The sequence below is a fragment of the Agromyces cerinus genome (genome assembly GCF_016907835.1).
Lineage (GTDB): Bacteria > Actinomycetota > Actinomycetes > Actinomycetales > Microbacteriaceae > Agromyces > Agromyces nitratus.
The window spans coordinates 1,629,710-1,655,178 of record NZ_JAFBCT010000001.1; the positions used below are offsets into that span (position 1 = coordinate 1,629,710).

The 25,469-nt window shown below is 69.6% G+C and carries 26 protein-coding genes; 10 read left to right on the plus strand and 16 right to left on the minus strand.

Annotated features, from left to right (window positions below; translation table 11 throughout):
- Positions 1–58: 58 nt before the first annotated feature.
- A complete protein-coding gene (locus JOE59_RS07515; RefSeq protein WP_204459606.1) occupies positions 59–1,171 on the plus strand; it encodes a polyprenyl synthetase family protein in 1,113 nt (370 codons plus the stop codon).
- Positions 1,172–1,185: 14 nt separating this feature from the next.
- Here JOE59_RS07515 and JOE59_RS07520 read toward each other — a convergent pair whose 3' ends face one another.
- A complete protein-coding gene (locus JOE59_RS07520; protein WP_307836993.1) occupies positions 1,186–1,524 on the minus strand; it encodes an Rv2175c family DNA-binding protein in 339 nt (112 codons plus the stop codon).
- A 177-nt stretch (positions 1,525–1,701) separates the two neighbouring features.
- On the opposite strand from JOE59_RS07520, the gene JOE59_RS07525 reads away from it, so the two are divergent.
- Together JOE59_RS07525 and pknB are read left to right on the plus strand one after the other, a co-directional pair.
- Positions 1,702–2,979 (plus strand): muramidase family protein, encoded by a 1,278-nt coding sequence (locus JOE59_RS07525; protein WP_239560139.1) that lies wholly within the window; start codon positions 1,702–1,704, stop codon positions 2,977–2,979.
- Positions 2,980–3,071: 92 nt separating this feature from the next.
- Positions 3,072–5,000 (plus strand): Stk1 family PASTA domain-containing Ser/Thr kinase, encoded by a 1,929-nt coding sequence (pknB, locus tag JOE59_RS07530; RefSeq protein WP_307836994.1) that lies wholly within the window; start codon positions 3,072–3,074, stop codon positions 4,998–5,000.
- Positions 5,001–5,088: 88 nt separating this feature from the next.
- Here pknB and JOE59_RS07535 read toward each other — a convergent pair whose 3' ends face one another.
- The 3 genes from JOE59_RS07535 to JOE59_RS07545 all read right to left on the minus strand — a co-directional run bounded on the left by JOE59_RS07535 (position 5,089) and on the right by JOE59_RS07545 (position 8,238).
- Positions 5,089–6,417, minus strand: coding sequence for a class II 3-deoxy-7-phosphoheptulonate synthase (locus JOE59_RS07535; protein ID WP_204463300.1), 1,329 nt, complete (start codon positions 6,415–6,417; stop codon positions 5,089–5,091).
- A gap of 124 nt (positions 6,418–6,541) precedes the next feature.
- Complete coding sequence (locus JOE59_RS07540; protein ID WP_056008212.1) at positions 6,542–7,231, minus strand: lysophospholipid acyltransferase family protein; 690 nt, start codon at positions 7,229–7,231, stop codon at positions 6,542–6,544.
- Between the two features lie 50 nt (positions 7,232–7,281).
- Positions 7,282–8,238: an ROK family glucokinase gene (locus JOE59_RS07545; protein ID WP_204459607.1), complete on the minus strand. Its 957-nt coding sequence runs from the start codon at positions 8,236–8,238 to the stop codon at positions 7,282–7,284.
- Between the two features lie 152 nt (positions 8,239–8,390).
- Between JOE59_RS07545 and JOE59_RS07550 the strand changes: the two genes are divergently transcribed.
- Positions 8,391–10,223: an AMP-dependent synthetase/ligase gene (locus JOE59_RS07550; RefSeq protein WP_204459608.1), complete on the plus strand. Its 1,833-nt coding sequence runs from the start codon at positions 8,391–8,393 to the stop codon at positions 10,221–10,223.
- Positions 10,224–10,284: 61 nt separating this feature from the next.
- Here the strand turns inward: JOE59_RS07550 and def are convergent, their stop codons facing one another.
- From def to JOE59_RS07565, 3 genes are all read right to left on the minus strand, one after another.
- Complete coding sequence (gene def / locus JOE59_RS07555) at positions 10,285–10,773, minus strand: peptide deformylase (protein ID WP_204459609.1); 489 nt, start codon at positions 10,771–10,773, stop codon at positions 10,285–10,287.
- A gap of 12 nt (positions 10,774–10,785) precedes the next feature.
- Positions 10,786–12,177, minus strand: a complete 1,392-nt coding sequence (locus JOE59_RS07560) for a MinD/ParA family ATP-binding protein (protein ID WP_307836995.1) — start codon at positions 12,175–12,177, stop codon at positions 10,786–10,788.
- A 73-nt stretch (positions 12,178–12,250) separates the two neighbouring features.
- Positions 12,251–15,655, minus strand: a complete 3,405-nt coding sequence (locus JOE59_RS07565; protein ID WP_204459610.1) for a pyruvate carboxylase — start codon at positions 15,653–15,655, stop codon at positions 12,251–12,253.
- 74 nt (positions 15,656–15,729) lie between these two features.
- Between JOE59_RS07565 and JOE59_RS07570 the strand changes: the two genes are divergently transcribed.
- The gene (locus JOE59_RS07570) at positions 15,730–16,563 is read left to right on the plus strand and encodes a ParA family protein (protein ID WP_074259272.1); all 834 of its coding nucleotides are present in this window, start codon (positions 15,730–15,732) and stop codon (positions 16,561–16,563) included.
- A 151-nt stretch (positions 16,564–16,714) separates the two neighbouring features.
- On the opposite strand, the gene JOE59_RS07575 is transcribed toward JOE59_RS07570, so the two are convergent.
- The 4 genes from JOE59_RS07575 to JOE59_RS07590 all read right to left on the minus strand — a co-directional run bounded on the left by JOE59_RS07575 (position 16,715) and on the right by JOE59_RS07590 (position 19,217).
- Entirely contained in the window at positions 16,715–17,269 is a 555-nt protein-coding gene (locus JOE59_RS07575; RefSeq protein WP_074259273.1) for a MerR family transcriptional regulator, read from the minus strand.
- Positions 17,270–17,381: 112 nt separating this feature from the next.
- The gene (ftsR, locus tag JOE59_RS07580; protein WP_204463302.1) at positions 17,382–18,077 is read right to left on the minus strand and encodes a transcriptional regulator FtsR; all 696 of its coding nucleotides are present in this window, start codon (positions 18,075–18,077) and stop codon (positions 17,382–17,384) included.
- Positions 18,074–18,592, minus strand: a complete 519-nt coding sequence (locus JOE59_RS07585) for an FHA domain-containing protein (RefSeq protein WP_374191119.1) — start codon at positions 18,590–18,592, stop codon at positions 18,074–18,076. Before JOE59_RS07585 ends, ftsR begins: the two co-directional genes overlap by 4 nt.
- Positions 18,582–19,217, minus strand: a complete 636-nt coding sequence (locus tag JOE59_RS07590; RefSeq protein WP_204459611.1) for a CDP-alcohol phosphatidyltransferase family protein — start codon at positions 19,215–19,217, stop codon at positions 18,582–18,584. Before JOE59_RS07590 ends, JOE59_RS07585 begins: the two co-directional genes overlap by 11 nt.
- A gap of 32 nt (positions 19,218–19,249) precedes the next feature.
- On the opposite strand from JOE59_RS07590, the gene JOE59_RS07595 reads away from it, so the two are divergent.
- A complete protein-coding gene (locus JOE59_RS07595; protein WP_204459612.1) occupies positions 19,250–20,080 on the plus strand; it encodes a DUF1295 domain-containing protein in 831 nt (276 codons plus the stop codon).
- Positions 20,081–20,089: 9 nt separating this feature from the next.
- Here the strand turns inward: JOE59_RS07595 and JOE59_RS07600 are convergent, their stop codons facing one another.
- Positions 20,090–20,539 (minus strand): NUDIX domain-containing protein, encoded by a 450-nt coding sequence (locus JOE59_RS07600; RefSeq protein ID WP_307836997.1) that lies wholly within the window; start codon positions 20,537–20,539, stop codon positions 20,090–20,092.
- A gap of 54 nt (positions 20,540–20,593) precedes the next feature.
- On the opposite strand from JOE59_RS07600, the gene JOE59_RS07605 reads away from it, so the two are divergent.
- Both JOE59_RS07605 and JOE59_RS07610 read left to right on the plus strand, forming a co-directional pair.
- Complete coding sequence (locus tag JOE59_RS07605; RefSeq protein WP_074259278.1) at positions 20,594–20,965, plus strand: RNA-binding S4 domain-containing protein; 372 nt, start codon at positions 20,594–20,596, stop codon at positions 20,963–20,965.
- A 25-nt stretch (positions 20,966–20,990) separates the two neighbouring features.
- Complete coding sequence (locus JOE59_RS07610; protein ID WP_204459614.1) at positions 20,991–21,284, plus strand: GNAT family N-acetyltransferase; 294 nt, start codon at positions 20,991–20,993, stop codon at positions 21,282–21,284.
- Positions 21,285–21,363: 79 nt separating this feature from the next.
- Here the strand turns inward: JOE59_RS07610 and JOE59_RS07615 are convergent, their stop codons facing one another.
- Together JOE59_RS07615 and JOE59_RS07620 are read right to left on the minus strand one after the other, a co-directional pair.
- Entirely contained in the window at positions 21,364–21,507 is a 144-nt protein-coding gene (locus JOE59_RS07615) for a hypothetical protein (protein WP_179549936.1), read from the minus strand.
- A 68-nt stretch (positions 21,508–21,575) separates the two neighbouring features.
- Positions 21,576–22,409 carry an aggregation-promoting factor C-terminal-like domain-containing protein gene (locus tag JOE59_RS07620; RefSeq protein WP_239560141.1) on the minus strand — a complete coding sequence of 278 codons (834 nt, stop codon included), beginning with the start codon at positions 22,407–22,409 and terminating at the stop codon, positions 21,576–21,578.
- 145 nt (positions 22,410–22,554) lie between these two features.
- Between JOE59_RS07620 and JOE59_RS07625 the strand changes: the two genes are divergently transcribed.
- The gene (locus tag JOE59_RS07625) at positions 22,555–22,965 is read left to right on the plus strand and encodes a YchJ family protein (protein ID WP_204459615.1); all 411 of its coding nucleotides are present in this window, start codon (positions 22,555–22,557) and stop codon (positions 22,963–22,965) included.
- Between the two features lie 13 nt (positions 22,966–22,978).
- On the opposite strand, the gene JOE59_RS07630 is transcribed toward JOE59_RS07625, so the two are convergent.
- Both JOE59_RS07630 and JOE59_RS07635 read right to left on the minus strand, forming a co-directional pair.
- On the minus strand, positions 22,979–23,443 hold the full coding sequence (locus JOE59_RS07630; RefSeq protein WP_204459616.1) for a VOC family protein: 465 nt from the start codon (positions 23,441–23,443) through the stop codon (positions 22,979–22,981).
- Between the two features lie 32 nt (positions 23,444–23,475).
- Positions 23,476–23,967 carry a carboxymuconolactone decarboxylase family protein gene (locus JOE59_RS07635; RefSeq protein WP_204459617.1) on the minus strand — a complete coding sequence of 164 codons (492 nt, stop codon included), beginning with the start codon at positions 23,965–23,967 and terminating at the stop codon, positions 23,476–23,478.
- Between the two features lie 46 nt (positions 23,968–24,013).
- Between JOE59_RS07635 and pdxR the strand changes: the two genes are divergently transcribed.
- The gene (pdxR, locus tag JOE59_RS07640) at positions 24,014–25,450 is read left to right on the plus strand and encodes a MocR-like pyridoxine biosynthesis transcription factor PdxR (protein ID WP_204459618.1); all 1,437 of its coding nucleotides are present in this window, start codon (positions 24,014–24,016) and stop codon (positions 25,448–25,450) included.
- Positions 25,451–25,469: the final 19 nt, after the last annotated feature.

Sequence of the window (25,469 nt, forward strand, 5' to 3'; positions counted from 1 at the left end):
TCGGGATCGACGCATCCGAGTCCATTCTAGCCCTGCTCAGCCTCGCTAGGCTAGGCGGGTGGCTCACGGTTCCCGACTGGTCGATATGGTGCACGAACGCATCGAGGATTTCCTCGCCGAACGCACTTCCATTCTCCGCGAGATCAGCCCCGACCTCGAACCGCTCGACGCGTTCTCAAGGCGGTTTCTCAGCGGAGGCAAGCGCTTCCGGGCGCTGTTCTGCTATTGGGGCTGGGAAGCGATCGGCGGGCGCGGTTTCGACCCGTTCGCCGCCGAGGGCGGGCGCGACAGGTTCCCCGTCGTCTCCGCCGCCGCCGCGCTCGAGCTCTTCCACGCCGCGGCGCTGCTCCACGACGACATCATCGACAACTCCGACACCCGACGAGGCGCCCCCTCGGGGCATCGCCTCTTCGAGCAGTTGCACGCGGATTCGGGCTGGGCGGGTTCGGCACCCGAGTTCGGTCGCGCATCGGCGATCCTGCTCGGCGACCTGCTGCTCGGGTGGAGCGACGAACTGCTCGACGAGGGGCTCGCGGCGCTCCCCGACCGCGACGCCGCACGCCGGGCGCGCTCGGAGTTCATGCGCATGCGCACCGAGGTCACGGCCGGTCAGTACCTCGACATCCTCGAGGAGCGCGCGTGGCGGAGCCAGGCCGAATCGGAGCAGCGGCTCCGCGCCGAGCGCGTCATCGTCTACAAGTCGGCGAAGTACAGCGTGGAGGCGCCGCTCGTGATCGGCGGCGCAATCGCCGGCGCCTCGGCCGCGCAGTTCGATTCGCTCCGCGCGTTCGGCCTGCCGCTCGGCATCGCCTACCAGTTGCGCGACGACCTGCTCGGCGTGTTCGGCGACCCAGAGGTCACGGGCAAGCCGAGCGGCGACGACCTCCGCGAGGGCAAGCGCACCATGCTCATCGCGATCGCCCGCGAGCGACTCGCACCCGGCCAGCGCCGTCTGCTCGACGAACTCCTCGGAGATCCCGAGCTCGCGCCCGAACAGGTCAGGATGCTGCAGCAGACCATCCGCGAATGCGGCGCCGTCGACGAGGTCGAGGCACTCATCACCTCGAACGTCGCCAAGGCCGCAGAGGCGCTCGAGGCCGCGCCGATCAGCAGGGACGCCCGCGCCGAACTCGGCTCGCTTGCACGGGCGGTCACCCGCCGCACGAGCTGACGCGGTTCAGCGGTTCAGGCGAGCGCCTGCGCCACGCGGCGCACCTCGGCCTTGCGCCCGGCGAGGAGCGCTGCGATCGGCGACGTGCCGAGGCTGTCGTCCTCGGCGAGCATCCACTCGAGCGCCTCGGCGTCGGTGAAGCCGTTGTCGGCGAGCACGTTCGCCGTTCCGTACAGTTCGGGCAGCGGAGCGTCGTCGCGCAGGAACACCGAGGGCACCTTGAGCACGCCGTCGACGCGCGCGGCGAGCAGGTGCCGGTCGTCGATGAGTCGACGAATGCGGCTCGGGCTCTGCCCGAGCATCTCGACGAGGTCGGGAACGGTCAGCCAGTCGGTTTCGGCAGCATCGGTCACATACCAAGACTGCCACGAGCCGGGCGTCTTGCGGAACCATCGATCGCGACACACCTCAGCAGCCTCACTCCGCCCGCTTCGAGAGACTCGCGTCGAGGTGTTTGACTCCCCCAACACGCTATGCGACGGTTGCCGCGGGGGCCCGGGAGCACCAAGCCGGGGCGCAAGGGGGCAACGATGACGTACGACGCCGAGACCGCGAACGGCCCGGTCGACCATCCGCGCCGGCATGCACGCGACGTGAACGACCGTCGCCGGGGCATCCGTCGCCTGATCACCCTGCCGCTCGCCGTCGTGTCGACCATCGCGGTCACGCTCGGCATCGCGCAACCCGCAGAGGCGGCGCCGCAGTCGGCCAAGCGCATGCCCAAGGTGAAGGCCTCGAACGACGGTCCCGTCCGCCATGCCGCCGCATCGACGACCGCCTCCTCCGCTTCCGTGCCGTCGGAGGTGACCGTGGGCGACGGCGACACGGTGAGCGGCATCGCCGAACGGTACGGCGTGGCGACCGCCGACATCCTCGCGCTCAACGGGCTCGGCTGGTCGAGCCTGATCTTCCCCGGGCAACGCCTGGCCCTGCCCGGCAGCGGCACCCCCGCCCCGGCACCGGAGCCCGTCGCCGCCGAACTCACCAGACACACGGTCGTCGCCGGCGACACCATGAGCGGCATCGCCGCCGCCTACGGCGTCTCACTCGACCAGATGCTGAGTGCCAACGGGCTCGGCCGGCAGAGCCTGATCTTCCCGGGGCAGTCGATCGTGCTGCCTCCAGGCGGCACGGATGCCGCGGCTCCCGCCTCCGCGACGCCGGCCCCCGCCGCCCCGGCACCGGCTGCGCCGACACCGGCTTCCCCGGCGCCGTCGCGCGGTGACGTCTACACCGTCGTCGACGGCGACACCCTCTGGGACATCGCCGCGCGGCACGACCTCGACGTCCCGGAACTCGTCGCGATCAACAGCCTCGACGCCGGAGCGGTGATCCGCGCCGGCCAGGTGCTGCGGGTCGCTCGACCGGTCGCCGCCGTCAGCGTCGCCTCGGTCAGCGTCGCCCTCACCGAGGAGATGCGCGGCAACGCCCTCATCATCGTCGACGTCGGACGCGCACTCGGGGTGCCCGACCAGGGCATCGTCGTCGCCCTCGCCGCCGCGGCGCAGGAGTCGGGCCTGAAGAATCCCGAATACGGCGACCACGACTCGCTCGGCCTCTTCCAGCAGCGCCCGAGCCAGGGCTGGGGCACCGTCGAAGAGGTGCTCGACCCGGTGCGCGCCGCGACCGCGTTCTACGGCGGCGCCGCCAACCCCAATGCCGGACGCACCCGCGGCCTGCTCGACATCCCCGGGTGGGAATCGCTCACCGTGACGCAGGCCGCGCAGGCAGTGCAGTTGAGCGCGCACCCCGACCACTACGCGAAGTGGGAGTCCTCGGCGCGCGCCTGGCTGTCGGAACTCGGCTGACCGGGGTCGCCGAGCATCACGATGGGGTTGCGATCGGCGCGCCGTCGGCGTTTGCAACGGTTGCGGCATATAGCTCTTCGTAGACTCTCAGAGTGACCACTGCGCCTGTCGACCCCATGATCGGCCGTCTCATCGACGGCCGCTATCAGGTGCGCTCCCGGATCGCCCGCGGCGGCATGGCCACGGTGTACCTCGCGACCGACCTGCGCCTCGAGCGCCGCGTCGCGATCAAGATCATGCACGGCCACCTCGCCGACGACAACACCTTCAAGACCCGGTTCGTGCAAGAGGCCCGCTCGGCCGCGCGTCTCGCGCACCCGAACGTCGTGAACGTGTTCGACCAGGGCCAAGACGCCGACATGGCCTACCTCGTCATGGAGTACCTGCCCGGCATCACCCTGCGCGAACTGCTGAAGGACTACAAGAAGCTCACCCCCGAGCAGACCGTCGACATCATGGACGCCGTGCTCGCCGGACTCGCCGCCGCGCACAAGGCGGGCATCGTGCACCGCGACCTGAAGCCCGAGAACGTGCTGCTCGCCGATGACGGGCGCATCAAGCTCGGGGACTTCGGGCTCGCCCGTGCCGCAAGCGCCAACACGGCCACCGGTCAGGCGCTGCTCGGCACGATCGCCTACCTCTCCCCCGAACTCGTGACCCGCGGCGTGGCAGATGCCCGCAGCGACATCTACGCGGTCGGCATCATGATGTACGAGATGCTCACCGGCGAGCAGCCCTACGTGGGCGAGGCGCCGATGGCCATCGCCTACCAGCACGCGAACGACCAGGTGCCGACGCCGAGCTCGAAGAACCCGGCGGTTCCCGTCGAGCTCGACGAGCTCGTGCTCTGGGCCACGAACCGCGACCCCGAGGCGCGCCCGAACGACGCCCGCGAGATGCTCGAGCGCCTGCGCGAGGTCGAGCCGGAGATCCGTGCATCGCATCGTCCCCTGCAGACGCAGGCGACGATGGTGCTTCCGGGTGGCGCGTTGCCGGGCACGGCGGTGACCGCCGAGACGCGCGTGCTCGGCGCGGGCGCGGCGCCCGTCGCGGCGACGGCGACCCTCGAGGCATCCGACGGCGACGACACCGAGGCGCTCGCGAAGAGCGCCGAGCGCCGCAAGCGCCGCGGCTACTGGATCATCGCCCTCGTGCTCCTGCTGACCGGGCTCGCAGCGGGCACCGGCTGGTACTTCGGCGCGGGCCCCGGCGCCCTCGCTCCCGTGCCCGCGACGGCGAACCTCGCCCCCGCCGCCGCGACCGCCGCGCTCGAGAAGGCCGGTTTCTCGGTCGAGCCCGCCGAACGCAACGACCCCGTCATCGAGAAGGGCAAGGTGTCGGGCACCGACCCCGAGGCAGGCGAACAGGCGCAACGCGGCTCGACCGTCACGCTCTACGTCTCACAGGGCCCGCAGATACTGCCCGTCCCCGAGGTTCGAGGCGCGCCGTCGGCCGACGCGCGTGCGACGTTGAAGGACTTCACCGTCGTCGATCCGAACGTGCTCCAGTTCTCCGATGACGTCGCCGCCGACACGGTCATCGACGTGCTCGATGCCGACGGCAAGTCGGTCGGCGCCGAGTACCCCGAGCTCGGCGAGCTGACGCTCGTGGTCTCCGCCGGCCCGATCCCGAACGTCATCGCGATGCCCAGCGCCGATGCGGAGGCCGCGCTCACCAAGGCCGGGTTGAAGTTCGCCTACCTCGACTCCGTCTTCGACAACTCGGGCGAGATCGCCGACGGCAGCGTCGTCGCCGCAGAGCCGACGACCGAGGTCGTGCGACAGGGCGACACGATCAACCTGACGCTCTCGAAGGGTCAAGACCTCGTCGAGGTGCCAGACGTCGTCGGCAAGACCATGACCGAAGCGAAGGCCGAACTCGAGAAGGCCGAATTCGACGTCAGCTACAGCCTGCCCGACCTCTTCCTCGATCTGGCGACGGTCACGTCGTCTGACCCTCCCGCCGGAGAGAAGCGCGTGCGCGGATCGACCATCACGATCGTCGGTCAGCTCACGCTCTGAGCCCGACGCTTCGGCCGATGAGCCCGAGACATGCAGAACGGCGGATGCCCCGGGGCATCCGCCGTTCTGCGTCTCGATCGTGTCCGCGTCAGCGCGCCGCGAGCTCCTCGGCCACGAGGAACGCGAGCTCGAGCGACTGCATGTGGTTCAGCCGCGGGTCGCACAGCGACTCGTATCGCGTGGCCAGCGTCTCCTCGTCGATGTGCTCCGAGCCGCCGAGGCACTCGGTGACGTCGTCGCCCGTGAGCTCGACGTGGATGCCGCCCGGGTGCGTGCCCGCGTCGCGATGCGCCTCGAAGAAGCCCTTGACCTCGTCGACCACGTCGTCGAACCGACGCGTCTTGTAGCCGTTGGGCGTCGTGATGCCGTTGCCGTGCATGGGGTCGGTGACCCACAGCGGGCTCGCGTCGCTCGCCTTGATCGCCTCGAGCAGGGGCGGCAGCGCGTCACGGATCTTGCCGGCGCCCATACGGGTGATGAAGGTGAGTCGACCCGGCTCGCGCTCGGGGTCGAGCTTCTCGACGAGTTCGAGCATCGTCTCGGGCGTAGTCGTCGGGCCGAGCTTCACACCGATCGGGTTGCGCACGCGCGAGAGGAAGTCGACGTGCGCGCCGTCGAGTTCACGGGTGCGCTCGCCGATCCAGATGAAGTGGCTCGAGGTGTCGTACGGGGTGCCCGTACGCGAGTCGATGCGGGTCATGGGGCGCTCGTAGTCCATGAGCAGGCCCTCGTGGCCCGTGTAGAACTCCGTGTGCTTGATCGCCTCGAAGTCGGCGCCGCACGCCTCCATGAACTTGATCGCTCGGTCGATCTCGCGAGCCATGTTCTCGTAGCGGGCGTTCGCCGGGTTCGAGGCGAAGCCCTGGTTCCACGAGTGCACCTGGCGGAGGTCGGCGAAGCCGCCCTGCGTGAACGCCCGGATGAGGTTCAGCGTCGAGGCCGCCGTGTGGTACCCCTTGATCAGCCGGTTGGGATCGGCCGCACGCGACTCGGGGGTGAAGTCGTAGCCGTTCACGATGTCACCGCGGTACGCGGGCAGCGTGACGTCGCCGCGCGTCTCGGTGTCGCTCGAACGGGGCTTGGCGAACTGCCCTGCCATACGGCCCATCTTCACGACCGGCATCGATGCGCCGTACGTGAGCACGACCGCCATCTGCAGCACGGTCTTCACGCGGTTGCGGATCTGGTCGGCCGTCGCGCCCGCGAAGGTCTCGGCGCAGTCGCCGCCCTGCAGCAGGAACGCCTCGCCGCGCGAGGCTGCTGCGAGTCGGTCGCGGAGCGTGTCGACCTCGCCGGCGAAGACGAGCGGCGGCAGCGTCGCGAGCTCGGCGGATGCCGCGTGCGCGGCCTCGACGTCGGGCCAGGTCGGCTGCTGCTTGATGGGGAGGGTGCGCCAATAGTCGAGGCCGGCAATCACGGAGGGATCTGCATTCACGACCGGCTCGACGAGCTGTACCACGGGGAACGTCCTGAGGGTTCGGGGCGCACGACGGCGCCGAAAAGAGAAACGGCGACGCACGTCGCGTCCCCGCGGAATGAGCCTATCGCGATTGCGAGGCCCGCTTCTCCTTCACCGAACTGGCGTACACGTCGACGTACTCCTGGCCGCTCAGACCGCGCAGGTCGTAGACGAGTTCGTCCGTCACGGAACGCAACACGAACCGATCCCCCTCGAGTCCCTCGAAACGACTGAAGTCCACCGGCTCGCCGAGGATGATGCCGATGCGCCGCACCTTGGGCAGACGCGAGCCGATCGGCATGACGTGCTCGGTGCCGATCATCGCGACGGGGATCACCGGGACGCCCGCTTCGAGCACCATGCGTGCGACGCCCGTGCGCCCGCGGTAGAGCTTGCCGTCGGGGCTGCGAGTGCCCTCGGGGTAGATGCCGAGGATCTTGCCCTCGCCGAGTACCCGGAGACCCGTTTCGAGCGACGCCTCGGAGGCCTTGCCGCCCGAACGGTCGATCGGCAGCTGGCCGGCCGCCTGGAAGAAGACCTTCGTCGCCCAGCCCTTGAGGCCCTTGCCCGTGAAGTACTCGCTCTTGGCGAGGAAGACGACCGGACGGTCGACGATCAGCGGCAGGAAGATCGAGTCGATGAACGAGAGGTGGTTCGAGGCGAGCACGACCGCGCCCTCTTTCGGCACGTTCTCGAGGCCGACGACCCACGGCCGGAAGATCGAGAGGAGGATCGGACCGATCACGAGGTTCTTCATGATCCAGTAGAACAACGGACTCCCCCTTCCCTCTTCAGCACCGACTCAGCCTAGCGTCGCGGGACTCAGGCGTGCTCGGCGACCCACACGCGGGCGAGGTCGGCCGCGCCGACCACTCCGGCGTCGTTGACGAGTTCGGCGATCACGAAGTCGGGCTCGGGGTGATAGCCGCGGGCCGGCAGGTGCTCGAGGTACGCGGCACGGATCGGCTCCAGCAGGAGCTCGCCCGCCACGGCCACGCCGCCTCCGAAGACGAAGCGCTGCGGATCGAGCACTGCCGAGAGGCTCGCCGCGGCCTGGCCGAGCCAGTGCCCGAGCTGCCGCAGGGCCGCGATGGCGCCGGCATCGCCCGCGGCGATCAACTCGCCGACGAGGCGACCGTCGAGCTCGCCGTGCTCGGATCGCACGCGCGCCAGGCCCTGACCGATGCCGCCGGCATCGGCGATCTCGTTCGCCATGCGCAGCAGCGCGCGGCCGGAACCGTACTGTTCGATGCATCCGCGCTGCCCGCACCCGCACGCGAGGCCATCGGGAACGACGCGCAGGTGGCCGAGCTCGGCTCCCGCGCCGAAGCCGCCGCGGAACAGGCGGTCGCCGGCGACGATCGCGCCACCGACGCCGGTGCCGATGGTGAGCATGACCATGTCGCTCACGAGACGCCCGGCACCGAAGCGGAACTCCGCCCAGCCTGCCGCATTGGCGTCGTTGTCGACGATGACGGCCGTGCCGACCCGCGCCTCGAGCTTCTCGCGGAAGGGCTCGTTGCGCCAGTCGATGTTGGGCGCGTAGTAGACCGTGGACTGCGCCGCGTCGACGAAGCCCGCTGCTGCGACGCCGATCGCGACGATCTCCTCTTCTGCGCGAGCGCGGAGCGACTCGATCATCTGCACGACCGCGTCTTCGAGGAGCGTCGAGTCTCCGGCGGGCGTCGGGACGCGGTCGCTGGCGACGATGTTGCCGAGCTGGTCGACGATCGCGCCGGCGATCTTCGTTCCACCGATGTCGATACCGATCGCATGCACCGGAAGGCTGCCTTTCAGAAGGGGGAAGAAGCGTGATGGAGCTGAGACCTGGGTCGGTCGCGAGCAACGACTAGAGTGTAATCGACCCCAATGCCGAGGTTCGCGCTGGTGCCCGAGCCGCGTGCAACCCTCCCGGTGCCGAAGGAGCTACCGTGATCGAATTCGCTACCCCACCTGTGGTCGCTGCCGACCCTGAAGCGAACACCACAGATCTGCTCGTCGATCGCGTCGCCGCGACGCCCGACTCCGTGCTGTTCTCACTCCCGACCGCCGACGGCGGCTGGTCGCCGGTGACGACGAAGGAGTTCTACGACCAGGTGATCGCCCTCGCGAAGGGCCTCGTCGCCGCCGGCATCCAGCCGGGCGACAAGATCGGCCTGATGTGCAAGACCCGCTACGAGTGGACGCTGATCGACTTCGCGACCTGGTTCGCGGGCGCCGTGCTGGTGCCGATCTACGAGACGAGCTCGCCCTCGCAGGTGCGGTGGAACCTCAGCGATTCGGGCGCCATCGGCGTCATCGTCGAAACGCCCGACCACTTCGCCCGGTTCGACGAGGTGCACCCCGACCTCCCCGCCATCCGGGGCGTCTGGCAGATCGACCTCGGCGACCTCGACAAGCTCGTCGCCGGCGGCACCGAGGTCCCCGACGAGGAGATCGAGCGACGTCGCAATCTCGCGGTCGGCTCCGACATCGCGACGCTCATCTACACTTCGGGCTCGACCGGCAAGCCCAAGGGCTGCGTGCTGACGCACTCGAACTTCGTCGAGCTCTCCCGCAACGCCGCGGTCGCACTCGACGAGGTCGTGCTCGACCCCAACGGCGCCTCCACGCTTCTCTTCATCACCACGGCGCACGTGTTCGCCCGTTTCATCGCGGTGCTGTCGGTGCACGCCGGAGTGCGCGTGGGGCACCAGGCCGACACGAAGCAGTTGCTGCCCTCGCTCGCGAGCTTCAAGCCGACCTTCCTCCTCGCCGTGCCCCGCGTGTTCGAGAAGGTCTACAACGCGTCCGAGCAGAAGGCCGAAGCCGGCGGCAAGGGCAAGATCTTCCGCGCCGCCGCCGAGACCGCCGTGGCGTACTCCATGGCCAAAGAGGCGGGCTCGGTGCCGCTCGGCCTCAAGCTCAAGTTCAAGGTGCTCGACACGCTCGTGCTGTCGAAGCTCCGGGCGGCCATGGGCGGCAACGTCAAGTACGCCGTGTCGGGCTCCGCCCCGCTCGGTCCGCGACTCGGTCACTTCTATCACGCGCTCGGCATCACGATCCTCGAGGGCTACGGCCTCACCGAGTCGACCGCGCCCGCCACGGTGAACCTGGCCAGCAAGTCGAAGATCGGCACCGTCGGCCCCACGCTCCCGGGCGTCGCTGTACGACTCGCCGACGATGGAGAGGTGCAGATCAAGGGCATCGACGTCTTCAAGGAGTACTGGAAGAACCCCGAGGCGACGGCCGAGGCGTTCGACGGCGAATGGTTCAAGACCGGTGACATCGGCTCCTTCGACGCCGACGGATTCCTCACCATCACCGGCCGCAAGAAAGAGATCATCGTCACGGCCGGAGGCAAGAACGTCTCCCCCGCCGCGCTCGAAGACCCCATCCGCGCGAACCCGCTCGTCGGTCAGGTCGTCGTCGTCGGCGACAAGAAGCCGTTCATCTCGGCGCTCATCACGCTCGACCCCGAGATGCTCCCGGTGTGGCTCAACAACAACGGCGAGGATGCCGGCATGTCGATCGACGAGGCCACCGTCAACCCGGCGGTGCTCGCCGAGGTGCAGCGTGCCATCGACGCCGCCAACGAGACGGTCTCGCGCGCGGAGTCGATCCGCAAGTTCACCATCCTCCCGACCGAGCTCACCGAAGCCAGCGGCCACCTGACGCCGAAGCTCAGCATCAAGCGCAACATCATCCTCGAGGACTTCAGCCCGAACATCGAGGCGATGTACTCCGGCGCTCCCGCGACCGAGGGCCACTCGATCGTGCACTGAGCCGTTCACGCATGACGAAGGCCCCACGGATTCCGCGGGGCCTTCGTCATGCGATCGAAGCTCAGAACCAGTCCGACTCGCGCACCTCTTTCATCGCGAGGCGACGTTCGTCCTTCTCGAGGCGATCGAGGTAGAGCAGCCCGTCGAGGTGGTCGGTCTCGTGCTGCAGCGCCTGGGCCATGAGCCCGGTGCCCGACAGCTCGATCTCGTTGCCGTCGAGGTCGATGCCCCGCACTCGCGCGAACGGATGCCGCGGGGTCTTGTGCCAGAGACCGGGCACCGAGAGGCATCCCTCGTCGATCAGTTCCGTGTCGCCCGATACCTCGAGCTCGGGATTCAGGATGTACCCGACCTCACCGTCGACGTTGTAGCTGAACGCGCGCAGGTTCACGCCGATCTGGGACGCCGCGACTCCCGCCCGTCCAGGCAGCCTGACGCTGTCGATCAGATCGGCGACGAGCCCGCGCACGCGATCGTCGACCTGTTCGACGGGGGCGGAGACGGTCTTCAAGACGGGGTCGCCGAACAGGCGAATGGGACGTTCGGGCAAGGGTTCTCCGTTTCAGTGCTCGCGCTCGGCGGGCATGCCTTCCACCACGAGCGCCGCGAGCTCTCGAGCCGCGTGCTGGGTGACGGGTCGCAGCTCGTGCCAGTTCACGACGGAACCTGCGGCGAGCTGGGGGTCGTACGGGATGCGCACGATCTCGCGCACCCTCGATTGGAAGTGCGCCTCGATCTCATCGACCTTCACGAGGTGCGTGCCCTGCGTGGCGAGGTTGATCGCGACGACCGCGTTGCGCACGAGTTCGCCGTAGCCGTTGGCCTCGAGCCAGGTGAGCGTCTCGGACGCCAGGCGCGCCTCGTCGACGCTGCCGCCGGACACGATCACGACGGAGTCGGCGCGCTGCAGCGTGGCCCGCATGACCGAGTGCACGATGCCCGTGCCGCAGTCGGTCAGCACGATCGAGTAGTAGCGGGCGGCGAGGCCGGCGACGACGTTGTAGTCGTTGTCGTCGAACGCCTCGGAGAGGGTCGGATCGGTGTCGGACGCGAGGATGTCGAGACGCGTCTCGTCGCGCGAGACGAAGCGCGAGAAGTCGGTGTAGCCGCCGATCGACGAGGCCTTCGCGACGACATCGCGCACCGTCTCGCGGGTCTGCCGGTCGACGCGCTCGGCGAGGGTGCCGCGGTCGGGGTTCGCGTCGATCGCGATGATGCGGTCGTCGCGTGCATCGGCGAGAGCCATGCCGAGGAGCGCCGTGATCGTCGTCTTGCCGACGCCGCCCTTGCGCGTGAGCACGGGCACGAACCGGGCGCCGCCCTCGAACCGTCGCTGGATGCGCTGGCTCATGGCCTTGTAGGCCTGCACCTTCGGCGAGTCGCCGAGGTTCACGAGGTGAAGGGAAGCCTCGTAGACGAGTCGGTTGAAGCCGCCCTGCGGCGCCGGCCGAGTCGTGCGGTTCAGGTCGATGAGCCGGTCGGCGGTGAGCGAGTCCGCGGTCTCGGGGACCTCGGCGGGCAGCGCCGGGTCGCCGGGAACGTCGACGATGGCGACGTGGCTGCCCGTGTCGGTGCTCACGCGCTCGCGCCGGGTCTTCGATGCATCGGACGCGAGCAGTGCGCTGTAGGGCGACGGCTCACGACGCGACGCGCCCCGGTAGCCGGCACCGGCCAGTGCAGGGGTGATGACCTCGACCGAGGTCGTGCTGCTGCCACCGCCGACGAGGCTGCCCGGGTTCACCGCGACGTCGTCGATCGCCACGGCGACCTCGTCGTCGGGCATCTCGTGCACCGGCGCCGGTGGCAGGTCGACCCGAACGCTCGGGTTCGCCGCGGTGTCATCGGCCGAATGTGCGCCGGATGCCGCCGATCTGCGCGCGCGGTCGAGTGCGGACGTGCGTGTGCCCGCCCCCGGACGCGACGCCGCGTCATCATCGAACTTGTCTTCAGTCACCGATACCCCTCCTCATCAGTGCCAACCGCTCCCAGCCTATCGCGGGCGCGCCTCCGAACGCGGGCGCACCGCGTTATCGCGGGCGCACCACGACGAGCAGGTCACCCGCCTCGACCTGCTGCGTCTTGGGGATCGCGACGCGCTCGACCACGCCGGCGATCGGCGAGGTGATGGCGGCCTCCATCTTCATCGCCTCGATGGAGGCGACGCTCTGGCCTGCGGAGATCTCGGCACCGGCCTCGACCTGGAGGGTCACGACGCCCGAGAACGGCGCTGCGATCTGCCCGGGCTGCGAGGCATCCGCCTTCTCGGCCGCACGGGTCTCGACGACGATCGAGCGGTCGCGCACGAAGACCGGGCGGAGCTGCCCGTTCAGGATCGTCATGACCGTGCGCATGCCCTTGTCGTCGGCCTCGCCGATCGCCTCGAGACCGGCGTACAGCCGCACACCCTTCGCGATCTCGACCACGTGCTCGGCCCCCTGGCGCAGGCCGTACAGGTAGTCGGCGGTGTCGACGACCGACAGGTCGCCGAACAGCTCGCGGATCTGCTCGTACTGGCGCGTCGGCGCCGGGAAGAGGAGCGCGTTCAGCGTCGCCCGACGGGTCGCGCTGTCGGCCTCGAGCGCCTCGCGCTGTTCGGCGGTGAGCTCGGTCACGCCGATGCGGATGTCCTTGCCGGCGAGCACCTTCGTGCGGAACGGCTCGGGCCATCCGCCGGGCAGGTCGCCCAGCTCACCGGCCATGAAGCCGATGACCGAGTCGGGCACGTCGTACTTCTCGGGGTTGGCCGCGAAGTCGTCGGGGTCGGCCTTGACGGCCGCGAGGTGCAGGGCGAGGTCGCCGACCACCTTCGACGACGGCGTGACCTTCGGGACCCGGCCGAGGATCCGGTCGGCTGCCGCGTACATGTCCTCGATGAGCTCGAAGTCGTCGGCGAGGCCGAGTGCGATCGCCTGCTGGCGCAGGTTGGAGAGCTGACCACCGGGGATCTCGTGGTGGTAGACGCGGCCGGTGGGGCCGGGCAGGCCCGACTCGAACGGGCGGTACAGGCGGCGCACGGCCTCCCAGTACGGCTCGAGGTCGGAGACTGCGTCGAGGGAGATGCCCGTGTCCCGCTCGGTGTGCGCGAGGGCGGCGACGAGCGACGACGCGGAGGGCTGGCTCGTGGTGCCGGCCATGGGCGCGCTCGCGACGTCGACGGCGTCGACTCCGGCGCGGCTCGCGGCCAGGAGCGTCGCCAGCTGGCCGCCTGCGGTGTCGTGCGTGTGCAGGTGCACGGGAACGTCGAATCGCTCCCGCAACGCGCCCACGAGCTTCTCAGCAGCTGTCGGGCGCAGGAGTCCGGCCATGTCCTTGATCGCGAGCACGTGCGCCCCGGCGTCGACGATCTGCTCGGCGAGCTTCAGGTAGTAGTCGAGCGTGTAGAGATCTTCCGCCGGATCGAGCAGGTCGCCCGTGTAACACACCGCAACCTCGGCCACCGCGTGGCCGGTCGAGAGCACCGAGTCGATGGCCGGACGCATCTGCGAGACGTCGTTCAGCGCGTCGAAGATGCGGAAGATGTCGACGCCGGTCGACGCAGCCTCGCGCACGAACGCGTCGGTCACCTCGGTCGGGTACGGCGTGTAGCCGACCGTGTTGCGCCCGCGGAGCAGCATCTGGATGTTGATGTTCGGCAGGGCCTCGCGGAGGGCGGCGAGGCGGTCCCACGGGTCTTCACCGAGGAAGCGGAGGGCGACGTCGTACGTCGCACCGCCCCACGCCTCGACCGAGAGCAGCTCGGGGGTCATGCGGGCCACATACGGTGCGACGGCGACGAGGTCGCGCGTGCGAACGCGGGTCGCGAGCAGCGACTGGTGCGCGTCGCGGAACGTGGTCTCGGTCACCGCGAGCGGCGTCTGGGCGCGGAGCGCCGCGGCGAAGCCCTTCGGGCCGAGTTCGAGCAGGCGCTGACGCGAGCCCGACGGTGCAGGGGCCGAGAGATCGATGGCGGGCAGCTTCTCGGCGGGGCTGACGGTCGTCGGCGCCGGTCCGTTCGGCTGGTTCACCGTGACATCCGCGAGCCAGTTGAGGATCTTGGTGCCGCGGTCCTTCGAGACACGACCGCGCAGCAGCTGCGGGCGCTCGTCGATGAAGGAGGTGCTGAGGTCGCCGGCGACGAACGCGGGGTCTTCGAGCACGGCCTGCAGGAACGGGATGTTCGTCGAGACGCCGCGGATGCGGAACTCGGCGAGGGCGCGCTTCGCGCGGGCGACTGCGGCAGGGTAGTCGCGCCCGCGGCAGGTGAGCTTGGCGAGCATCGAGTCGAAGTGCGGGCTGATCTGGGCACCCGGGTTGATCGTGCCGCCGTCGAGGCGGATGCCGGCACCGCCCGGCGAGCGGTACGTCGTGATCTTGCCCGTGTCGGGGCGGAACCCGGCGGTCGGGTCTTCGGTCGTGATGCGGCACTGGAGGGCGGCGCCGCGGAGCCGGATCGAGTCCTGCTGCAGGCCGAGTTCGGCGAGCGACTCCCCCGCGGCGATGCGGATCTGGGAGACGACGAGGTCGACGTCGGTGACCTCTTCGGTGACCGTGTGCTCGACCTGGATGCGCGGGTTCATCTCGATGAACACGTGCTGGCCGGCCCGCTCGCCGGCGGTGTCGAGCAGGAACTCGACGGTGCCGGCGTTGACGTAGCCGATCGACTTGGCGAATGCGATCGCGTCGCGGTAGAGCGACTGGCGCACCTCGTCGGAGAGGTTCGGGGCCGGAGCGATCTCGATGACCTTCTGGTGGCGGCGCTGCACCGAGCAGTCGCGCTCGAAGAGGTGCACGGTCTCACCCGAGGCGTCCGCGAGCACCTGGACCTCGATGTGGCGCGGCCGCAGCACGGCCTGCTCGAGGAACATGGTCGGGTCGCCGAACGCGCTGTCGGCCTCGCGCATGGCCTCTTCGAGGGCCGCGCGCAGGTCGTCCTTCGAGGCGACGCGGCGCATGCCGCGACCGCCGCCGCCTGCGACGGCCTTGGCGAAGATCGGGAAGCCGACCTCGTCGGACTGGGCCACGAGCTCCTCGATGTCGCGCGAGGGCTGCGTCGACTTCAGCACGGGCACGCCCGCTGCGATCGCGTGCTCCTTGGCCGTGACCTTGTTGCCCGCCATCTCGAGCACGCGCTTGGGCGGGCCGATGAAGGTGATGCCGGCGGCCTCCGCCGCCTGCGCGAGCTCGGGGTTCTCGGAGAGGAATCCGTATCCCGGGTAGATCGCGTCGGCGCCCGACAGCTTCGCCACGCGGATGATCTCCGCGACGTCGAGGTAGGCGCGCACCGGATGACCCGGCTCGCCGATCTGGTACGCCTCGTCGGCCTTCAGCCGGTGCAGGGAGTTGCGGTCTTCGAACGGGTACACCGCGACCGTCTTCGCACCGAGTTCGACGGCGGCTCGGAACGCTCGAATGGCGATCTCTCCGCGATTGGCAACCAGGATCTTCGTGAACATGCAGGCCTTTCAGACTGGATTCCCCACAGCGAACGTTTAGGTATCGCCCGAGTAGTAAAGGTAACGTATCTGCCGTGCACGTACTCAGCGTCAGTTCTCTGAAGGGCGGTGTCGGGAAGACCACCGTCACCCTCGGACTGGCGTCGGCGGCGTTCGCCCGCGGCGTCCGTACCCTCGTGGTCGACCTCGATCCGCAATCCGACGTCTCGACCGGCATGGACATCCAGGTCGCCGGCCACCTCAACGTCGCCGATGTGCTCGCCTCTCCCAAGGAGAAGATCGTGCGCTCGGCGATCGCGCCGAGCGGCTGGGCGCGCTCGAACCCGCAGTCGACGATCGACGTCATGATCGGCAGCCCGTCGGCGATCAACTTCGACGGACCCCATCCGTCGATCCGCGACATCTGGAAGCTCGAGGAGGCGCTCGCCAACGTCGAGGCCGATTACGAACTCGTGCTCATCGACTGCGCGCCGTCGCTGAACGCCTTGACCCGCACGGCTTGGGCCGCGAGCGACCGCGTCGCCGTCGTGACCGAGCCAGGGCTCTTCTCCGTCGCGGCGGCCGACCGCGCGCTCCGCGCGATCGAGGAGATCCGGCGAGGTCTCTCGCCGCGACTCCAGCCGCTCGGCATCATCGTGAACCGTGCGCGCGTGCAGTCGCTCGAACACCAGTTCCGCATCAAGGAGCTGCGCGACATGTTCGGTCCGCTCGTGCTCTCCCCGCAGCTGCCCGAGCGCACGTCGCTCCAGCAGGCGCAGGGCGCCGCGAAGCCGCTGCACATGTGGCCGGGCGAGAGCGCCGAGGAGATGTCGTCGAACTTCGATCAGCTGCTCGAGCGGGTGCTGCGCACGGCTCGCATCGGCGAGTTCGCCGGATTGCCGCTCGAGGCCCCGACTCCGACCGCCTGATCGACTCGCGGGTCGCATGACGGCCCTGCAGGAGCCCACCCGGCATGCAGTGACGTGCTGGACGGGAACGACCGACGCTGCGTGCGGAGACACGACCACGCCGAACGACACGCTGAGCGTGCGGATGCGCGTCGAGCGCGGAGGGCTGGGTTCAGGAGATCTTGCGCGAGCGCACGCCGCGACGTGCGGCGAGTTCGTCCATGGGGTCGGCCGGCTGCGTGCCGATCTCGACGAGCGTCGACTCCACCTCGCGCAGCACCTTGCCCACGGCGATGCCGAACACGCCCTGGCCGCGGTTGACGAGGTCGATGACCTCGTCGTCGGACGTGCACAGGTAGACGCTCGCACCGTCGCTCATGAGGGTCGTCTGGGCGAGATCGTCGATGCCCGCTTCGCGCAACTGCGTCACCGCCGTGCGGATCTGCTGCAGGGAGATGCCGGTGTCGAGCAGTCGCTTCACGAGCTTCAACACGAGGATGTCGCGGAAACCGTAGAGCCGCTGCGAACCCGAGCCGGCAGCACTGCGCACGGTGGGCTCGACGAGCTGCGTGCGCGCCCAGTAGTCGAGCTGGCGATAGCTGATGCCGGCGGCACGCGCCGCGACCGCTCCGCGATATCCCGTGGCGTCGTCGTGCTCGGGCATGCCATCGGTGAAGAGCAACCCGAGGTCGTACCGCGAGCGTGGAGTCCGGTCGAGCTCACTCATCCGTTCCGCCCCTCACTCTCGCGTCGGCACCTCGTCGGCGCGAGTTCCACGCTACCGAGGGCGGCAGGCTCTGTCGAACACATCCGGCCGAACGTCACGGCGTGTCGCGAGATCATCGTGCGAGACGGCCGAGCGAGGCCCGGACAACACTCGCATGCACGGCCTCGAGATGCTCGGCGAGTTCGAGGCCGCGCTCGGCGGCACGGGCCTTGTCGGCGGCATCCGCTCGACGTGACGGCGCGATCGCCCGCTCGACGAGCGCCGCCTCGCGCTCGGCCGCGGCGCGCACTCCGCGGAGGTGGCGCGGTTCGATGCCGACCGCTCGCAGTGCGACGAGCGAGCGGAGCACCCCGAGCGCCTCGTCGCCGTAGTACTCGGCTGCCGGCAGCAACGACGCCGACACCGCATCGTCGAGCAGCGAGGCCGTGGCCTCTGCCTCCGCGATGAGTTCATCGCGACGGAACCTTCGCGCGCCCGCGAGGAACGCCGCGGCACTCGTGGCGCCGGGCAGCGCCGGGGTCTCCCCTGCGTCGATCGCCTCGAGGTGGGTGCGGATCACCTTGAGCGGCAGGTACTGGTCGCGCTGCATGGAGAGCACGACCGTGATGCGCTCGACGTCGGCCGTCGAGAACTTCCGGTAGCCGGCCGCGGTTCGGGCGGGCGCAACGAGCCGTTGCTCTTCGAGGAAGCGCAGCTTCGATGGAGTGAGTTCGGGGAACTCGGGCTGAAGCCGTGCCAGCACCTGACCGATGCCCAGCAGTGGCGCCTGGCCGCTCGCGCGCGTGGACGCAGCGGGAGCTGCCACTATTCGCTCGCCACCGGAGCCAGGTCGCGCCGCGAGGCGTAGAACGTGAGCCGGAACTTTCCGATCTGCACCTCTGCACCGTCGCTCAGGAGCGCCGTCTCGATGCGCACTCCGTCGAAGTAGGTGCCGTTCAGCGAGCTGAGGTCGCGGACCTCGAACGCGGAACGGTGCCGCACGAACTCCGCGTGCTTGCGGGAGACCGTCACGTCGTCGAGGAAGATGTCGGCGTCGGGATGACGACCCACGACGGTCACGTCGGTGTCGAGCAGGAATCGCGCCCCGCTGTTCGGCCCGCGACGCACGATGAGCAGTGCCGAGCCCGATGGCAGTGCGGCGATCGCCTCCTGCTCTTCGGCTGTGACGTCGGCGTCGACCGCGCTCAGCTGTGCGGCCGCCTCACGGCTGAAGCCGATGGTCGTATCGGTCGCCCCGTCGACCGCAGCATGCGTCGACGTGGTCGTCGAAGGCTCGCTCCCGGTCTCGGCACTGCCGGCCTGAGTGTTGTCGCTATCCGCCACATTGACCTCCCTGTTCCAGCGTATCCGATCGAGGCTCGTCTGCCACCCGCGGAATGCGGATGACGCGAGCGGTCTCGATCGCGTAGATGATGCCGGCCCACCAGTACAGGAATGCACCCCAGAGGGTGATCGCCCAGCCGATCGGCTGACTGATGGCGGCGACGGCAGGGAATGCGAGTCCGAGCATGATCACCGGCAAGCCGAAGAACAGCGCGAACGTCGCGACCTTGCCGAGCTGATGCACGGGCAGCGGCCCGAATCCGTGGTTGGCGAGCACGACGCCGAGGGCGAGCAGGAAGACGTCTCGGGCGACGATGACGACGACGATGAACCAGGGCACGAGGCCCTGGGCTGCGAGACCGACGAGTGCGGCGAAGATGTACAGCCGGTCGGCGGCGGGATCGAGCAGCTGCCCGAGACGGGTCACCTGGCCGAGACGGCGCGCGAGGTAGCCGTCGAGCAGATCGGAGAGGCTCGCGACGACGAGCACGACGAGCGAGACCATGTAGTCGCCGCGCACGATGAAGATCAGGAAGACCGGAACGAGTGCCAGCCGGAGCATGCTGAGGATGTTCGGGATCGTCCAGATCTCCGAACCGACCTCCCCCGAGCGTTCCCCAGCCACGTTCCGATCCTATCGATCCGTAGAATGCCGCCATGGGTCCGCTCATCGTGTGTCTCGTCATCTGCGCCGCGATCACGCTCGCGACGTGGGTCGCCTCGATCGCCACTCGCGAGTACTCGTGGGTCGATCGCATCTGGTCGATCGCGCCGATCGTCTACGTGTGGGTGTTCGCCGTCGCGTCGGGGTTCGACGGGCGACTCGTGCTCATGGCGGTGCTCGTCTCGGCATGGGGCATCCGCTTGACCTTCAATTTCGCTCGTAAGGGCGGGTACCGCCCCGGCGGCGAGGACTACCGCTGGGCGGTGCTGCGCGGGCGGATGTCGCGTGCAGGGTTCGCCGCGTTCAACCTGTTGTTCATCTCGATCTACCAGAACGCCGTGATCCTGCTGTTCTGCCTCCCGGCCGCCACGGTGTTCGCCGCCGGCGACGCTCCGCTCGGTGCGGCCGACGTGGTGCTCTCCGTCGTGTTCCTCGCCCTCCTCGCCGGCGAGACGGTGGCCGACCAGCAGCAATGGACGTTCCACCGGTGGAAGGCCGCCGAGCGTGCGGCCGGCCGCACGCCGCAGCCGGGTTTCCTGCAGACCGGGCTGTTCCGCTTCTCGCGGCACCCCAACTTCTTCTTCGAACAGGCCCAGTGGTGGGTCTTCTACGGGTTCGCGGTCGCGGCGACCGGCGTCTGGCTGCACTGGTCGGTCACGGGAGCCGTGCTGCTCACGACGCTCTTCATCGGTTCGACGATCTTCACCGAGTCGATCTCGCGGTCGAGGTACCCCGACTACGACGACTATCGCGCCCGCACCTCGCCGATCGTGCCGTGGCCTCCACGACGGTCCGTGTCACCGGTCGACGAGCGCACCGCCTGACGCGGGGCCTCAGAGGCGGGCTGCGAGGCCCGACCAGGCTTCGGCGAATCGCGGGTGCAGCGGCACTTCGGTGACCTGATCGATCGCGATCCAGCGCAGCTCGATGCTCTCGGGGTCGCTGACGATCGGGGCGAACCGTTCGGCGGCATCGGCGACGACGGTCGTGTACGACCAGTAACCGAGGTCGAGCACCGTGCTGAACCGCACCTCGAGGAGCGCCGGTGGCACACCCGCCTCCTCACCCGCCTCACGGACGGCCGCCTCGACGGCGCTCTCGTGCTCGTGTCGCGCCCCCCCGGGCATGCCCCAGGTGCCGCCGAAGTGGCTCCACAACGCCCGATGCTGCAGCAGGACCTCGCGCTCGGGGCTCACGACCAACAGGCCTGCCGCCCCATACCTGCCCCAGTACTTCGCGCCATCGGGGCCCACGACCCATTCGTCGCCGCTCGCTCCGCTCATGAGTCCAGCATGCCCCACGAACATGTCGGGCCGGCGCCGCCGTAGGCTGTTGGCATGAACGGCGAGTCCCCCGTGCGCGTCGACGCCTGGCTCTGGGCGGTGCGGCAGTTCAAGACGCGATCCTCCGCCACGGCGGCATGCCGGGCCGGGCATGTGCGCGTGAACGGCGAGCGCGCGAAGGCGGCCCAGTCGGTGCGCCCGGGCGACGAGGTGCGCGTGCGCATCGACGGATTCGATCGCATGCTCGTCGTGCGGCAGACGCTCGTCAAGCGGGTATCGGCGGCCGTCGCGGCGACGGCGGTCGACGATCGCACACCTCCCCCGCCGCCACGCGAGACGGTGGCGATCGTCGCGACGCGCGATCGCGGTGCGGGCCGCCCCACGAAACGGGAACGGCGAGATCTCGAGCGCCTCCGCGGTCGCTGAGCGTACGCGGCGTAGCCTGATCGACGTGCATACCGAACTCGCTCACGAACCTGACGCCCGCCGATACGTGCTGCGCGTCGACGGCGACATCGCGAGCGTGCTCGACTATCGGGAGCTCGGCGACTCGGTCGCGTTCACCCGTACGTTCACGAACCCGCCGTACCGCGGCAGCGGCCTGGCGGGCGAACTCGTCGAGTTCGCGGTCGACGACGTCGAGGCGAACTCGACCCGTCGCATCGTGCCGAGTTGCTGGTACGTGGGCGAGTGGTTCGACCGGCACCCCGACCGAGCGGGCCTGCTCGACCCTCGCGCCGTCTGAACTGCGGTCGCCGGGCTGCATCGCGACGCCCGTGCAACGCGACGGAGATTCCATCGCCCCGCTCGGGCGCCGCTGCGGTTCAGCGCTTGCGGTGCGTTGCCTCGGACACTGCGTCGCTGCTGGCGCGGTGCTCGACCTTCGCCTTCTTGTCGGCGCGCTTCTCTTTCAGGGTCTTGCTCGCAGCCGTCTTGGACGACGACTTCTTCGGCGACTTGTCTGACATGGATGACGCCCTTTGATCGGAGGCCTGGGCGGCCCCGTGCGGGCAACCCTACGCGACATCCCCCGGGATCAGTACCAGTTCACCGACTGCGAGTGCGACCACGCGCTGCACGGGCTGCCGTACCCGCGGGCGATGTAGTCGAGCCCCCACTTGATCTGGGTTGCGGCGTTGGTCTGCCAGTCGGAGCCGGCGGTGGCCATCTTGCTGCCGGGCAGCGACTGCGGGATGCCGGTGGCGCCGCTCGACGCGTTGTAGGCGGTGTACGACCAGCCCGACTCCTTCTGCCACAGCTGGTCGAGGCACTGGAACTGCGACTCGTCCCAGCCGTACTTCGACGCGGCGAGCGAGCGTGCGGTGGCTCGGGCGCCGTCGGGCGTGTTCGCCCGGGCGAGTGCCTCCGCGGCGGCGGCGGCCTTCTCGGCCTGGGCGCGGTCGTAGGCGGCGGCTGCGGCCGCGGCCTTCTCGGTTTCGGCGCGCGTCTGCTTCGTCAGGTCGACGATCGAATCGATCGGCAGCCGCTCGTACTCGCCGAGCGAGGCGACGGACGCAGCGAGGCCGCTGGAGTCGACCTTGCCGTCGACCGCGGCGAGCGTGGCGTTGGCTGCGGTGAGGGTGTCCTGCGCGCTGTGGCGCGTGCGGGCCTCGGCGATCGCGCTGTAGGCGCCGAGCTGTTCGGAACGGACACCGGTCGATTCGGTGAGCGCGGCGGTCTCGGCGATGCTGGCCTGGGTGCTGATCGCCGACTGCACCGTGATTCCGGTGCCGACGATGAGGCCTGTGGCCATGACGGCGCCGACGGCGATGAGCCGCTTGCGGCTGATGCGGCGCTTGCGGATGCTGCGGCGCGGGTGCCGGGTCTCGTGGGCGGTTTCGGTTTCGGGCGTGGTGATTTCGTTGCGCATAGGTTCTGGGGTGCTCGGATCGGATTGGGGGACGCCCCCGAGCGAGGGCAGAAGTCAGACACTCTGCCCGGAGTTTCTGAAGAGTTCCTCAGTTATTGCTGTGCAGAGCATGATGATCGCCCTCCACGCCCGCGATACTGAGAGGATGCCCAGCAACTCTCCCCAGCACCGACCGGCCGCAGACGATCGGTGCCCCTGCCGCAGCGGCAGCACCTTCGGGGACTGCTGCGGCCCCCTGCTCGCGCGCAGCGCCGAGGCGCCGACCGCCGTGCAGCTCATGAGCTCGCGCTATACCGCCTTCGCGGTCGGCGACGCCGACTACCTCCGCGCGACATGGCATTCCAGCACGCGTCCGCTCGACCTCGATCTCGACGACGAGACGACATGGCTCGCCCTCGAGATCGTCTCGACCGAGCGCGGCGGCCCGTTCGATCGCGACGGCGAGGTCGAGTTCCGCGCCTCATACCGTTCCGACCGCGAGCGCGGCGTGCTGCACGAGCGAAGCCGGTTCCTCCGCGACAGCGGCAGGTGGTTCTACGTCGACGGCGACGTCTGAGCCCGCCGCGTCGTCAGTCGCGCTCGGCCTCGGTGCCGAACCCGTCGCGCAGGGCGCGCTCCTCGGAGCCTTCGAGTTCTTCGAACACCGTGATCTGCAGGCCCGCCGGCGCATCGAGCCGTGAGTTGAGCGAACGCCAGGGCGTCTCGACCGGCTCGGCGACGACGGCGGCGCCGGCCTCGGCGAGGCGACGGGTGGTGCCTGCACCGTCGGTCACCTCGAAGGCGAGCCGGATGCGCTGGCTCGGGCGCCCCTCCGCCTCGAGTTCGTCGATCACGCGTTTGTGCGTCGGGTTCGCGATCTCGAGGGTCGCCCGCCCTGCCTCGAGGATGGCCACACGGTCATCGTCGCCCTCGGCATAGGCCATGAGCTCCGGCATGCCGAGCGCGTCTCGGTAGAAGGCCACCGCCTGTTCGTAGTCCTCCGCCTCGATGACGACTCGGAGTTGCAGGACCGGTGGCTGCGCGGCATCCGTCATGTCTGCATCATTCCAGACCGAGTCGTGCCGGGTCAGGCGGCGTCGCGTGCGACGGGCCAGCACCGCGTCGTCACGCCGATGGCGTCCCACACGTTGATGACGATGATGAGCGAGATGAGCGCGGCCGTGCGATCCTCGCCGAAGACGGCGGTCGCGGCGGCGAGATCCTCCTCGGGCACGTGGCTCTCCGAGAGCCGGGTGATCGACTCGGTGAGGTGGAGGGCCGCACGTTCCGCCGCGGTGAACAGCGCCGAATCGCGCCACACCGCGACGGCGTGCAACTTCTGCTCGGAGACGCCGGCGGCGCGCGCATCCTTCGAGTGCAGGTCGACGCAGTAGACGCATCCGTTGATCTGCGAGGCGCGGAGCCGCACCATCTCGCGCAGCTGCGGGTCGAAGTCGACCCGGTCGAGTTCGGCGGTCGCGGCGTGGTCGAGCGAGGCGACCGCGCGGGAGAAGCGCGGAACGATCGCATCGAAGTCGAGGCGGACGGGGATGTCGACGAGTGCATCGGTGATGGTCATGACACCACGCTACGAGTCGATCAGCCCACTGCTACAGTCCAATTCCATGGGTGAATCCTGGGCCATTCGAGGGCTCGATCTGCATCTCGATCTCGACCGGCGCCGAAAGGCGGCCTCACTCGAAGCGGCGCTCCGAGCCGCGGTTCGCGACGGACGCCTCGAGGCCGGCACCCGGCTGCCCGCCAGTCGCACCCTCGCCGCGGACCTCGGCATCGCCCGCAACGTGGTTGCCGAGGTCTACGGCGTTCTCGTCGCCGAGGGGTGGCTCGAGGCGCGCGTCGGCGCCGGCACCTGGGTCGCCGCGCGCCTCGGAGCCGGAACGGAGGCATCGGGCGTCGAACCGCAGCCCCGTCTGCCGCAGCCCGGCCTCGACCTGCGCGGCGGCATCCCGGATGCCTCGTCGTTCCCCCGGCGCGAATGGGCGGCCTCGGCGCGGCGGGCGGCACTCGACCTCCCGGCGTCCTCATTCGGGTACGGCCCGCCGCAGGGCTCCGTCGCGCTGCGGGCCACCGTCGCCGAGTACCTCGCCCGCACTCGCGGAGTCTGGGCGGACGGCGCGCGCATCGCGGTCACCCGCGGTTTCGGCGCCGGCCTGGCGACCGTCGCGCGCTCGCTCGTGGCCCGAGGCGCACAGCGCATCGCTGTCGAGGAGTACGGCCACGAGGCGCATCGCGGCATCCTCCGCGCCGCGGGGCTCGACGTGGTGGCACTCGCCGTCGACGACGACGGCGCCGTCGTCAGCGGCCTGGGAGATCTCGCCGTCCATGCCGTGCTCCTGACGCCGGCGCACCAGTTCCCGACCGGTGTCGCGCTCTCGCCATCGCGACGACTCGAGGTCGTCGCCTGGGCGGAACGCACCGGGGCGTTCATCATCGAAGACGACTACGACGGCGAGTTCCGCTACGACCGTCGAGCGATCGGCGCGCTGCAATCGCTCGCCCCGGAGCAGGTCGTCTACCTCGGCACTGCGTCGAAGAGCCTCGCCCCTGCCGTCGGGCTCGGGTGGGCCGTGGTGCCCGAGCGCCTGGCAGCGGAATTCGCCGCGCAGTTCGTTGCAGTGAACGGCATCGCCGATGTGTTGAACCAGTCGACCCTCGACGCCTTCATGAAGGCGCACGAATACGACCGCACCGTACGCCGTCGTCGCGCCGAGTACCGCTCGCGACGTGAGCTCCTCGAACGACGCGTCGCCGCAGAGCTCCACGGATGCCGGGTGAGCGGGATGCGTGCCGGCCTGCACTGCCTCGTCGAGTTGCCGACCGGCATCGACGAGCGCGAGGTCACGGGCGTCGCCCGGCGGCTCGGCGTTCGGCTCGACGGACTCGGATCCTTCCAGCTCGGCGACCCCTCGGAGCTGCGGGTACCGGCGATGGTCGTCGGCTACGGAGCACCGGCGCCGCACCGGTACGAGGCGGCCCTCGACCGTGCGATCGCCGCGGTCCGTGCGGAACTCGAGAGGTCGACGACGACCGACGGATCCTGACACGAACGACGTCCGAGAT